This is a genomic window from Ruminococcus hominis (assembly GCF_014287355.1).
GTDB classification, from domain to species: domain Bacteria; phylum Bacillota; class Clostridia; order Lachnospirales; family Lachnospiraceae; genus Schaedlerella; species Schaedlerella hominis.
This window is the reverse complement of record NZ_JACOPE010000001.1, coordinates 610,169-622,347: the sequence shown is the minus strand read 5'-3', so window position 1 is coordinate 622,347 and position 12,179 is coordinate 610,169. Positions and strand designations below refer to the sequence as shown.

General features: G+C 38.7%; 10 protein-coding genes. All 10 read right to left on the bottom strand.

All coding sequences use genetic code 11. The annotated features are described in order from the left end of the window. Positions 1 to 192 precede the first annotated feature (192 nt). The 10 genes from H8S40_RS16415 to H8S40_RS02670 all read right to left on the bottom strand — a co-directional run bounded on the left by H8S40_RS16415 (position 193) and on the right by H8S40_RS02670 (position 12,175). Positions 193 to 1,089: an AraC family transcriptional regulator gene (locus H8S40_RS16415; protein ID WP_186864493.1), complete on the bottom strand. Its 897-nt coding sequence runs from the start codon at positions 1,087 to 1,089 to the stop codon at positions 193 to 195. 188 nt (positions 1,090 to 1,277) lie between these two features. After that, the gene (locus H8S40_RS02710) at positions 1,278 to 2,330 is read right to left on the bottom strand and encodes an acyltransferase family protein (protein WP_186864492.1); all 1,053 of its coding nucleotides are present in this window, start codon (positions 2,328 to 2,330) and stop codon (positions 1,278 to 1,280) included. Positions 2,331 to 2,437: 107 nt separating this feature from the next. Continuing rightward, on the bottom strand, positions 2,438 to 3,271 hold the full coding sequence (gene rhaD / locus H8S40_RS02705) for a rhamnulose-1-phosphate aldolase (protein ID WP_186864491.1): 834 nt from the start codon (positions 3,269 to 3,271) through the stop codon (positions 2,438 to 2,440). A gap of 232 nt (positions 3,272 to 3,503) precedes the next feature. Next, entirely contained in the window at positions 3,504 to 4,241 is a 738-nt protein-coding gene (locus H8S40_RS02700; RefSeq protein WP_186864490.1) for a DnaJ domain-containing protein, read from the bottom strand. Positions 4,242 to 4,469: 228 nt separating this feature from the next. Next, positions 4,470 to 4,877: a zinc ribbon domain-containing protein gene (locus H8S40_RS02695; RefSeq protein WP_022075090.1), complete on the bottom strand. Its 408-nt coding sequence runs from the start codon at positions 4,875 to 4,877 to the stop codon at positions 4,470 to 4,472. 127 nt (positions 4,878 to 5,004) lie between these two features. Beyond that, a complete protein-coding gene (locus H8S40_RS02690; protein WP_186864489.1) occupies positions 5,005 to 5,916 on the bottom strand; it encodes a DUF4340 domain-containing protein in 912 nt (303 codons plus the stop codon). Between the two features lie 39 nt (positions 5,917 to 5,955). Then, complete coding sequence (locus tag H8S40_RS02685; protein ID WP_186864488.1) at positions 5,956 to 7,401, bottom strand: Gldg family protein; 1,446 nt, start codon at positions 7,399 to 7,401, stop codon at positions 5,956 to 5,958. A gap of 12 nt (positions 7,402 to 7,413) precedes the next feature. Beyond that, the gene (locus H8S40_RS02680) at positions 7,414 to 8,280 is read right to left on the bottom strand and encodes an ABC transporter permease subunit (RefSeq protein ID WP_186864487.1); all 867 of its coding nucleotides are present in this window, start codon (positions 8,278 to 8,280) and stop codon (positions 7,414 to 7,416) included. Further along, on the bottom strand, positions 8,264 to 9,220 hold the full coding sequence (locus H8S40_RS02675) for an ABC transporter ATP-binding protein (RefSeq protein ID WP_186864486.1): 957 nt from the start codon (positions 9,218 to 9,220) through the stop codon (positions 8,264 to 8,266). The genes H8S40_RS02680 and H8S40_RS02675 overlap by 17 nt, the downstream gene beginning before the upstream one ends. A 285-nt stretch (positions 9,221 to 9,505) precedes the next feature. Then, a complete protein-coding gene (locus H8S40_RS02670) occupies positions 9,506 to 12,175 on the bottom strand; it encodes an AAA family ATPase (RefSeq protein WP_186864485.1) in 2,670 nt (889 codons plus the stop codon). Between the last annotated feature and the right edge of the window lie 4 nt (positions 12,176 to 12,179).

Genomic DNA, 12,179 nt, shown 5'->3' with positions numbered 1-12,179 from the left:
CCCTTATGCAACGAATTACTTTACATGGATTGCTAACCGCAACATTATTTTTACCGATTGTAACTCCAGACAAAAAATTGCTACCACTTCCAATCCAAACATTATCCTTTCATAAAAGATATGTTTTGTTCTCAATTATCATTATACTGCAATTTTAAGGAATAAATATCTTTTTTGTGCAATTATATGTCACTATTCTGCCATTTTTTTGCGATATTCCGTTGGTGACATTCCTATATGTTCTCGAAAAGTCTTTCCGAAAAAACTACTACTTCCTAATCCGCACTCCTGACTAATTACAGAAATAGTATCTCTGGTATGTACTAACATATAGCAGGCTTTTTGTAGCCGATAGTTTGTGATATATTCTAACGGCGTCATGTGAAGACACTCTTGAAAAACTCGAAAGCAGTCTCTCTCGCTTATGTAACCAGCTTTTGCAAGATCAGAAACAGTAATTTTATCTGCATAATTTTCATAAACATAAACCATCATCAATTTTATTCTGTCGTTCGCTCTCGTATTAGTTTTCTTTTTTTCAATCACAGAAAATGACATTTTGAAAAGTGATAGCCAAATTTCAGTTAATCGCTCACGCAGTTTTAGTTCATATCCAAATTCCTTTTCTGATAAATTAAATGCATTCCTTATAAGATCTAATATTTCTTTTTGTTCCAAATTATTAGAATATAATGGAATCATATCCAATTCTCCAGATGTGATAATTGGCATAATATATTTTTTCACAATTATATTTCCTGTTTCACCGCCAATAAATGATGGATCAAAAATATGAATTAACTGTACCGTATTGTCTTCTTGTGGCTTCGTTGTATGAAGAACATTAGAATTAACCATGCCTCCTGAGCCATGCGGAAAAATATAATGTCCGTTAGGCGTACGGTATTCAAGGTTTCCCTGCTCTACATAAAACACTTCTACGCTTTTATGCCAATGCCATGGAATACTATCTTCTGCATATTGATTTAATTCTACACGAGAAGCAAGATATGGAAAATTTGATTCAAAATTTGGTAATTCTTCTTCTCTGCTTCCTTCTATAAAATCTATTCCTCGAACAATTTTCACCTCATTCGCCTCCCTTTATACATTTGAAATATACAGTTACGCAAAGCTTCTTTGACATGTGCTTTTCTCTATAAATTCCGTTTTTTATTTTCATAATATCATGAACCAGATAGGGACGGGGATTAATGGCTCTTTTGCTCGCAAAAGAGCCATTAATCCCCGTCCCTATCTGGTTCACTCTATCTGCTTCACTGCTTTTTATGAATCATCGATGCTAAAAGCATTATAAATCCTAGATTAAATATGATATAAAATAACGTCCCTTTTACTGTATTTTCCATCTGAACGAATGCCATATATGTCATCAATACTGGTTGATGCAGCAAATAGCATTCCATACTTATATCTCCTGCACCCTTCAGCAGTTTCATGCTAAACAGCTTCGAGAATCCTCCCATTCCAATTGCCATAATGATTAATACAAAAACATTTGGTATAAGCCAATATGTCTGCATGCTATATGAATTAACCGGGATTGGAAGTGTAAATAATACCACCCATAAAAGTAATGCAATGCCTTCTAATATCGTAAACACAACAATATTTCCATCTGACTTCCTCTCACTATTTATTCGATACAAGCATCTTCCCATGCACATTCCCAGCAAATATTCTAATACTCGTGATGGTGGAAATGCATAGAGGCAATATCCGATATCTGCTCTGTTTTTTGCTAAGGTTGCTATCGCGAAAATTGCAATTGCTAAAACCACACTCAATGATATAAGTATTGTCTTCTCATTTTTCTTTTCATGAGCCTTATCTAAATAATATCTTACCGGCAGATCAAAGAGATACAAAAATAAAATTGTAGATATAAACCATGTAACACCATTATAAAAAAGAAACGGATTTCCCCAAGATTGAATCATAAGAAGGCATTTCATTAAATTCCATCCGTTTTCTTTCAACAATTCCAAATTTCCTGTATTGATTGCCTGTGGCAAGTCGGACTGTAATACAAAGTAAATAGTTGTTACAAACAATAATGGATAAATCTTCTTTATTTTTTTCCACAAATGATAGCAAACTGCTTTCACTGTCGGTTTCTCTCTTCTGTCTGCTGACGAATATCCCGAACCAAATCCTGATAATATAAAGAAGAAGCTTACCATTGCATAGGCTGCATTCGTTGTATATAAGTATGGTTCCAGATTAGTTCCAAATGCGTGAAAAAGGAATATAAATCCAAATGCAATAAATCTTAAAAATTGTAATTGATCCAACCTCTTTGTTTTCATTTATTCCTCCAAGATGTTTTGATATTTTATTATACCACATAGGGACGGAGTTTTCTGGCTTTTTTTCTACGAAAAAAGCCAGAAAACTCCGTCCCTGTTTGGATCAATTATTTCTTTTTCTCATATAAAAATTCTTCTGGAAGGCTTACCTTGAAATCTTTAGCCAATGAGCGGAAGTTATCCGGTGTGATTGTCTGAAGTTTCTTGGGTGACATAGAAAGAATCTTAACAAGAATCTCAGCAGATTTTTCTACTGTGTGAAGCAAACCAAATGTTAGGTCAAAATCTTCTCCTGAGCAGAACATACCATGATGAGCCCATATAACTACATCGTATTTTTTCATCAGTTCTGCTGTCTTAACTGCAATCTCTCTTCCTCCCGGAACCATCCAGCCTACTACACCTACTCCGTCCGGAAATACAACCGGACACTCTGTTGCTGACTCCCAAAGTTCTCTTGTAAATACTTGATCATCCAATGGAAGAACAAATGTCAGTGCAATTGTATTTGTTGTATGTGCATGGTAAATAACACGATGTCTTCCATTTGTCAGTTTTTTCTTTACTTCATGATTCATCAGATGAGTCGGGAGCTCGCTTGTAGGTCTTCCACCTTCTACCAATCCCCAACGAATTCTGTAATTAACTCCTGCCTCATCCAATTCGATGATTGCAAGACACACTTCCGGGTCTACAATAATGTTTCTGAAGTATTTACCACTTCCTGTCACAAGGAAGAATTCTCCTGCCAATCCAGGTACTTCTGTTCCGATAGCTGTCCATTCTCCCGGTGCATTCAAACGAGGTCTGATCATCTCAACCTCTTCCGGTTTCAAACGATAGCTTAAGTTTCCACCATTTCTCTCATGCCATCCCTGAAGATAACCATCATTTGCCATTTTAATAAAGTCCTGTACGAATTTTGAATCTAAAATTTTCATAGTACCTGTTCCTCCTTATATTTATGCAGCCACGCTATTTGTTGTTTTATGTGGTTTATTCTGTTTTGCAATATCGTTTTATGTGGTTTATGTTTGTATTATATATTGTTTTATGTGGTTTGTAAATACTTTCTTCAAAAAAAGTCTTACAAATCCACATTTAGTATCTATAGATTCTTTGGCAAAATATACAAATAGAAAGCCAACTGGCTCTAAACTCCGTCCCTATTAGTTACATAAATCTTCCACCGTAACCTCCGCCCGGAGAAATTGGCACATAACAGCACCCTCCACCGCAACACAGATTACACAATGCCGTTGCTATGCAAGCCTTCATACAGGCATCTCCTGTACCGACAGGATATCCATACATTCCCTGTCTCTGCTGATACCAGCCTCCGCCACCTTGGAGACGCTGCAACAGCATCTGGTACTGCAGGTTATTCGGTTCCAATTCTACCGCTTTTTGTGCATGTTCGAGTGCGGTCACATTATTTCCAACTCCGGAATTTGCCGACGCACTGTAAAAATACCACAATGCTCTTCTTTCTTTAATTCCATCTAATACATTCAATGCTTCTGCAAAATGTCCGCTTTGAATATAGTTTGCCGCTGCACGAAGATGCATGTCTGTCTCTGACTCTCCCGAAGCACCTGCTCCACCTTGATTGCCCTGATATGCACCGCCAAATGGATTGCCATACATGCCGCCAAACGGATCCCCATATGTATTGCCAAACGGACTTCCATTCCCGTATGTGCCACCTCCAGAATATCCTCTTGCACGCTCATCCATAATCTTCTGATATGCCTGCTGCACTTCCTTGAATTTAGCTTCTGCTTCTTCTTTATTTGGATTGTTAATATTCGCATCCGGATGATACTTTCTGCTCAACGAACGATATGCTTTTTTTATCTCATCTTCTGACGCATCTTGCGACACCCCAAGTATCTGATATGGATCTATCATCTCTTTTCTCCGTTTCTACCGCATTTGTAATTTATTATATCACGAACCCGCGCTTACACGCTCTACCGTCTGCTTCGCAGACTGTTCGCTCACTAATGGCTCAAGAAAAGTAAATGCCGCCTGCGGCGTCGCTTCCTTTTCTTTTTCGCTCATTATATCATAATTTTAGAAAACGGCACCAATAATCTTTGGCACCGTTTTCCAATGTTCTCATAATTCACTTATACATCAGCTTTTCTTTATAAATGTCGTTCCACACTTCGGGCAACGCACCTCAATCTTTCCTTTCCCTCTCGGAATACGGATTTTCTGCTTACAACTCGGACATTTATAAATATGATAAACTTTTCTCTGTTTCATCAGTTCTTTCTGCTTGTAGAAAAAACTACGAAGCTTATATGTCTTTGCGAGATATTTTTGATTCTCCGCATAACGTTTTGTTATGTTTTTTGAAAATATACGAAAATAGCAATAAATGATTGCAGCCCAGCCAAGGATATACAATATATTTCCTGCAGCCTTTCCTCCAAAAAATCCTGCCAGTATCACGGCTATCAATCCAATTCCCAGTAAGCATTTTGACAATGCATCCACTCCATATCTTCCCTGCAAAAACCGCATCATTTTATCTCTCATTGATTTCAACCTCGCTTTCCTATAGAAGGACATTTTCCTCTCTTTTTAACTGAAAGTCAATAAATTATTTCTAAAATGTTTCTTAAAACATTTGCCACGCTGCTTTTTAACACACTGAAAATGTTTCTTAATCCTCTACATTCAAAATGTTGTTACATATTTCTGTTGAAATCAAATATACAATCTTTGAATCGTTGATCATCACATAACGGTTTCCACTGCCATCCTCTTTTCCAATATAAAGAGTCAGCACCTTTTCTTTTTTCTCTTCTGAATAGGTTGCTTCTACTGTAATTCTGGATTTTTCATCCAGCCCATACTCTGACAAATGCTCGTCTTCCACGGAATAATCCGCAACTTTATCCAGACTCACTACTCCGAGTCCTCCTGCTACCGCTGCGATGTTCTCGGTATCATCATCATTTTCCGAATCATATGTGGTTGTCTGTCCGTTCTGTGTAATGACTTCTTTCTTAAGATTACCGCTTCCAATCGTCGGGTATTCATCTAACTTCGCCATATCTTCCAGACTATGCTGTAAATCCTGGAGTACCTCGCTGTTTACTGTATAGACCTTCTTTGTATCATCCACCGTTACATAATATGAATCATCCCCGGAATCATTTCCAAAATAAACCGATGTCTTATCTCCATTTTCATCTGTCAATTGAATCCGATAAGCCGGGTCATCCAGACCATAATCTGCAAGCTCATCTCCGTCTTCCAACTCACGTTCTGCTTTCAACTTTCCAAAGGTTTCTACAATCTGTTCTGGATAGCTCTCGTCTAACGGGAAATCCGGGTCTTTTACATAGACCCAGTTTCCATCCTGTTTTTCAAATGTTTGCGTCCCTTCTCCGACATCGTAATTAATCAGAGACACATCTTCTACATCTGTTATATAAATTGTCGATGCTTCTTTTTCTTCCTTTGTTTTCTTCTCCTGATGCTTTATCATTGTCTGAATTCCAAAATATACTATCAGCAAGAGAAGTAACACGCCACAAAGTATGCACATCTGCTTTTTCTTTTTATCCATACGGCACGCCTTTCTTTCTATTCAGATTTTAATTTGTAATTACGCTTTTCTTCTGCGATACCATACTGAAAATCCACCAATCAAAAGTACGATTGGAACCCCGAAGATTACCAGCAGACTCAAAAGACCTGAATGCTGCACTGTATTATATTCTACGGAAAGACTTTTTGGCTCAATGGAAATATTTTTGACACCATCAAAGTTTGCTGTCACTGCATTCATAAATAATGTTGTATTTTCTAATGTCGTAAATGCATCTGTAATCTGAGAATCAATCATACTTGCTGAAGAAATCACTGTCAGACGGCTCTTTCGTGTCTCACTGTCATCTGTACTATTTTCGTCCTTGGTATCATCTCCATCATCCTTACTGATACTCTCTGTCGCGACAACTCCAAGTGTATAACTGCCTTCTGTCTGCGCATCCTCCGTCACCGCATATGCATTATTTGTTGTAGACATAAATGCATTTACTGAAATCGTATCTCTTGCAGGGTCACTCAATTCCAGACCGTGTGTATTTGCAAGAAGAACCATCTGAGATGAAATTCCATTTGCCAAGTCCCCGGACACAGATAATTGTGGGAAGAGATAATATGCATTTCCCTGATAGCAACGCTTTGGATCTGCGATATATCCATCAGCTTCTTTCATTCCGTAATCAGATAAAATACCCATTAAATTCGGCAATTGCTCTGAAGTTGTATCTCCAAGAATCAGCATCACTTTACCGCCTGACTTCAGATAATTCTTCAAGACGTCCGCCTCTTCCTGTGACAGATCATTTGTCGGTGCATACATCATAAGAAGGTCACAGTCATCCGGGATTTCTGTATTCATAACCAAATTCAATTCCTCTACATTATAATTGTTCTTCTTCATTAAATCTGATATTGTTGTTGAAAATGTAGACTCTCCATGCCCAGATGTTCTATAAACCGTCTGGCTGGCATCACTTGTCACATAATTGATTGCACTTGTCAGCTGACCTTCTCCATCAAACTCTGACTCCGATGCACTTCCTGTATAATAATAGGATGACATATCCTGCACGATGATGTCACTAAATGCTACTGTCGTACTTTTTCCTGTGTCTTCACATTTTACAACAATTGTATCTTTTTCTGCATTATTCTCTGTCAATGCAGACGGATGCAGCACCGGGTCAATCCATTTTACAGAAACATTTTTTGAAAGTCCTGCATACTTACTTAAAAATGTTGTAATACGATCATCTGTCTCATCCTTCACAGCCAGTACTGTCAATGTTACTTTGTGATCCAGTTCTTTCAGCAAATCTTTACTTGTATCACTGATTTCATATATTTTTGTGCTGCTCACATCAATATTTCGATATTTTTCAGGTAACTGGCCTATAATCATGTTCGTAACTACTACAATCGCTATTACAATTGCCGTTACTCCTATGCTAAATGAGCCTTGTTTCGTTCCTGTTGTCTGAAATAATTTCTTAATCTTTTCCACAGCCCGAACCTCCTAACTCCAACGTCTCTTCTGGATTGCCTGTATCGTCAGAACAATAAATATCGCAATTACAGACAAATACAGTACAATTCCTGTAATATCAACAATATGATTATTCGTAATATCCGTAAATACGTCTGCCAATGCAAGCTTTCCGAGTATTTTTGTTAACAGGTTTTCAAATAAACTGGATTTCACAATGTATGTAGCAACACTCGCTACAATACCGAGCGCTTCTAAAACCGCACTAAGCATCCAGTTTTCTGTCATATGATAAACATAAGCAATTATGAGCGTGAAAACAACAATCAAGCCGATCAGCGAACCAATCGCAGAGGATGGGAGAAATCCGATGATTCCGTTCCACAGATATAATATCAATAAAAGTCCGAATGTTGTGATAAATGCAATCATCTGGCTCTCTGTCAATGCTGACATAAACATCCCTATCGCTACATAAACACATCCCAGAAGGAAAAAGACTCCGATTGAAATATAATCTGTCTTTAAGTATGCTGTTCCATTCATCTTGATCAATAGCGGAAAGAGACAAAAGATAAGATTTGGGATTGCGACAACTGAAATCATTGCCAAATATTTTCCTAACACAATCTTTGTAAGACTCACCGGTGCCGTTAACAACAACTGATCTGTTTTGTTTTTTCTTTCCTCCGCAAAGCTTCTCATCGTGATAAGCGGAATCCCTACAATAAATACGATCAGCGAGCCAGACAATGTATAAGAAAAATACGGATATCCTGCGTTCAAATTATATGCGGTAAAATAGATTCCCGTAAATGCAACGAGAAATGCAACAAAAACACATCCCACCATAGACTGGAAATAGGACTTGAATTCTCTTTTATAAATTGCCAGCATCGTTCGATTCCTCCTTCTGTGTCAGTTCCATAAAGATGTCTTCCAGACTTGCCTTTGCAGTCTTCATTTCCAACAATGGGCACTTTTCTTCTGCAAATGCATAAAATACTGCTTCACGGATATCTGCCCCATTTTTTGTCTCAAGCTTTACTCTCGTAAGATTTTCATTTTCACTATGCATTTCCATCGCATCAATGTCATCAATTGTTGACAAAATTGCCCGAGCAGTCTCCGGTGCAGCTTTCACCTCTAACTCCAGGCTGGACGCTCCGTTTCTTAACAGTTCCAGATTCTCCGGTGTATCGCTTGCAACTAATTTCCCTTTTGAAATAATCAGAATATAATCACATACCTCTCTTACCTCTGCAAGAATATGTGAACTTAAAATAACAGTATGCTTCTCTGAGAGTGTTCTGATCAGCTCACGAATTTCTATAATCTGTTTTGGATCCAGCCCAACTGTAGGCTCATCCAAAATAATAATCTCCGGAAACCCTAAAATAGCCTGTGCCAGCCCAACTCTCTGTTTATATCCTTTTGAAAGATTCTTGATCAGACGATCTGAAACATCCTGAAGTCTTGTCAATTTCATTACTTCACTGATATCGGATTCTCTTTTCTCTTTTGGCAATTTCTTTAACTCTGCCGCAAATTCCAAATACTCTTGTACTGTCATATCCATATATAATGGTGGAAGCTCCGGCAGATACCCGATATGTTTCTTCGCCTCTTCCGGCTCCTTCAAAATGTCATGCCCGTCAATCAGAACACTTCCCTGTGTTGCACCCAGATATCCTGTCATGATATTCATTGTTGTAGATTTCCCGGCACCATTTGGCCCCAGAAAACCATAAATCTTACCTGATTCCAATGTAAAACTCAGATGGTCCACAGCCAGATGACTTCCGTATTTTTTCACTAAATCTTTTACCTCTATCAACGCTTTACCTCCCTAATCTATCAAACTGATACAAAGGTAACAGATTTTTGTGAACGTTCTGTGTTAGAAGTGTGAGGATGTTTTGAAAGTGAAGAGGGGACGGGAGTGCCAACGGGGAGGGGAGTGCCAATCGGGGACGGAGTTTAGTGGCTTTTTTTGCGAGCAAAAAAAGCCACTAAACTCCGTCCCCGATTGGCACTCCCCTCATAGAAGAACCTTCTAAATACTATTTTACAGAAAAAGTTTCACACTCTCCTCCCCGTTGGCATTCCCCGTTGACACCTATTAAAAATTCCATCTTGCCTGGCTGCCTTTTTCGGTCTTTCTTACTTGTAGCTGCCAGTCTACTTCTTCTTTCAGTTCATTTACATGGGAAATGATTCCCACAAGAGTTTTTTCTCCCGCCAGCTCTTTGAGTATCTGTACTGCACGTTCTCTTGCTTCATCATCTAATGAACCAAACCCTTCATCTACAAACATCGTCTCAAGCTGTACTGCTCCCACTGTATTTTGGATTATATCAGAAAGTCCCAATGCCATTGCAAGTGCTGCCATAAAGGACTCTCCTCCTGACAATGTCTTTACATCTCTTGTAGTTGCACTTACCATATGGTACACATCCAAATCCAGACCGGCCTCTCCTCTGCTGCTTAAGTTTTTCACTTCCCGACACTGTAAAATAAATTCATTGGAAGTCATTTTTACAAGCCTTCTGTTTGCCGCTGCAATAATCTGTTTGAAATATTTCCGCTGCACATATGTTTCGAAGTCTAATTTTGCACTTCCTGCCAGATTTCCATTTGCAGTCCTGCTTAAGTTGCCAACCATCTCATACCGCTTTTGAAGTATGCCGGATTTTTCTGCATAGCTCTTCAATTTCTTTTGTGCCTCTTTATTTTTATTCTGCACACTATGTCTTGCCAGATGCTTTGCTTTCCATTCCTTCCACTCGGTCTGATATTTCGCTGCTGTTTCCTGTTCTTCTTTCACATCTATCCGCTGTTTTGACGCCGTCTGCTCTTTCAAATTCTGAATCGTTGTCTGAACGCGAACACACTCCTGTTCATATTTCTGAATTTCCGCCTCCTGCTTTTCTATCTTTGAAATTCCGGTCTTTGCCTGTTCATAGCGTTCTATGCTCTGGAATTTTTCTGCCTTAAATACCTGCTCCCACACTTTTGTTTGTTCAGATACACTCTGCGCAAGCTCAAAGCGCTGCTCTTCCCTACTCTCTAACAGACCTTTCTTATGCGTTTTTTCCTCATTGAACTTTTGCATATTTTTCTGTGCTTTTTCATAGTCCGATTGCAAAATATTACGCTCTTGTTTTAAGACCTTTAGTTTTTCCCGGACACGCTCTTCATCCCATCTTTCTTCTGCATCCTTCTTTTGCATCTCCAGAACTTCCTCGAGCTGTGCATATTCTGATTTTAATTCTCCCTGAATTTGCTGAAAACCTTCTGTCGCCTGTGAACGTTTTTTTTCTGCAGCATCACGCTCCTTCTTTGCGCTCTCTACCTGCTGCTGATTCGGCGCATCCTGGTTAATCCTTGCAGGGTGTGGATGTGTCATGGAGCCGCACACCGGACACGCTCTTCCCTCTTTTAGCTGTCCTGCCAAAATTCCGGCCTGCTCTTCAAAAAATCGCTGATATAGATTTTCATATTTCTCAGATGCCGTTCTGCTGTTTTCCATATGTTTTTTCAAAATCACAACTGCATTTTCTTTATCCTGTTCCAGTTTTCGGATTTTCTCATAATGCGGCAGTAGATTAGATAGGCAAATAATCTGTTCTTGCAGTGAATCGTTATTGTTCTCCCACATTTCCTGTGATTTCTCATAAATTTCCTGCAACTTTAATTCTTTTTGCATCACATTTTCAAACCATTCTTTTAATTCCCCTACTGCCTTTTCAACCTTCTCATATTCTGACTTTAATTTCTGCAATTTCAGTTCTTCCACCAGAATCTTCTGTGCAGATTTACTCTCTGTAATCCGGGCTTTAAGCAATACAATCTCTGACGTTTTTTCCTTTAATTTTTCTTCCTCCTGCTGTGCCTTCTCCAATGCCTGAAACAATGCATTGATTTCCTCTTGTCTTTGAATCTGAAGATTTAATGTCTCGATTTTTTTCTGCAATGCATTGGTCTGCTTCTCGGATTCTTTCTCCCAGTTCTTGCCTATTTCCACAATGTCTCTCAGACAATCCATCACTTCCTCAATTGGAGGCATATCAAGACTCGATAAGAGCAGCCATCTCTTTTCCAGTTCTTCCCGGTCTTCTATTTCGTCCGGCAGTTCTACCCGCTCCATCTCTCTCAATATGTCTTTTCTGGTTTCCTCCACCTGAATATAAAGCTGCTTTGCACGCTCTTTTAGTTTTTCCTCAACCCGATAGTACAAATTTGTCTGAAATATTTTTGAAAATATCAGTTTTCGTTCTTTTGATTCAGCATGTAATAATTTTAAGAAATCTCCCTGCGCAATCATTGCAATCTGCATAAACTGATTTGCATCCAATCCCATGATTTCTTCAATCTTTGCATCAATTTCCCTTTTCTTTCCTCTGAATTCTTTTCCATCCGGCATAAGCAGACTTACCTTTGAAGTTTCTTTCACGTAACGTGGAGAGCCATCTGCCAGACGCCGTTTTCCAAGTCTTTGATATTCTGGATTTCTTCGGATAGTATAAATCTGCTCTCGATATGAAAATGTAAACTCCACATAAGTCTCCACATCATCCTCAGCATACTGGCTTCGCATCATATTTCCTTCACGCTTTCCACCGCTTGTCTTATCGTAGAGCGCATATGTGATCGCATCAAATATGGTTGTCTTTCCCGAACCGGTATCCCCACTAATGAGAAAAAGTCCTGTATTTAATTTTGAAAAATCAACAATCTCCTCTCCTGCATAAGAACCAAATGCTGACATTATTAATTTGACTGGTCTCATTTTC

Excerpts from the sequence above, each read along its gene's own strand:
- H8S40_RS02690 (WP_186864489.1), bottom strand. The coding sequence starts at position 5,916 with ATGGATAAAAAGAAAAAGCAGATGTGCATACTTTGTGGCGTGTTACTT.
- H8S40_RS02670 (WP_186864485.1), bottom strand. The coding sequence starts at position 12,175 with ATGAGACCAGTCAAATTAATAATGTCAGCATTTGGTTCTTATGCAGGA.
- rhaD (WP_186864491.1), bottom strand. The coding sequence starts at position 3,271 with ATGAAAATTTTAGATTCAAAATTCGTACAGGACTTTATTAAAATGGCA.
- H8S40_RS02680 (WP_186864487.1), bottom strand. The coding sequence starts at position 8,280 with ATGCTGGCAATTTATAAAAGAGAATTCAAGTCCTATTTCCAGTCTATG.
- H8S40_RS02695 (WP_022075090.1), bottom strand. The coding sequence starts at position 4,877 with ATGAGAGATAAAATGATGCGGTTTTTGCAGGGAAGATATGGAGTGGAT.
- H8S40_RS02700 (WP_186864490.1), bottom strand. The coding sequence starts at position 4,241 with ATGATAGATCCATATCAGATACTTGGGGTGTCGCAAGATGCGTCAGAA.
- H8S40_RS02710 (WP_186864492.1), bottom strand. The coding sequence starts at position 2,330 with ATGAAAACAAAGAGGTTGGATCAATTACAATTTTTAAGATTTATTGCA.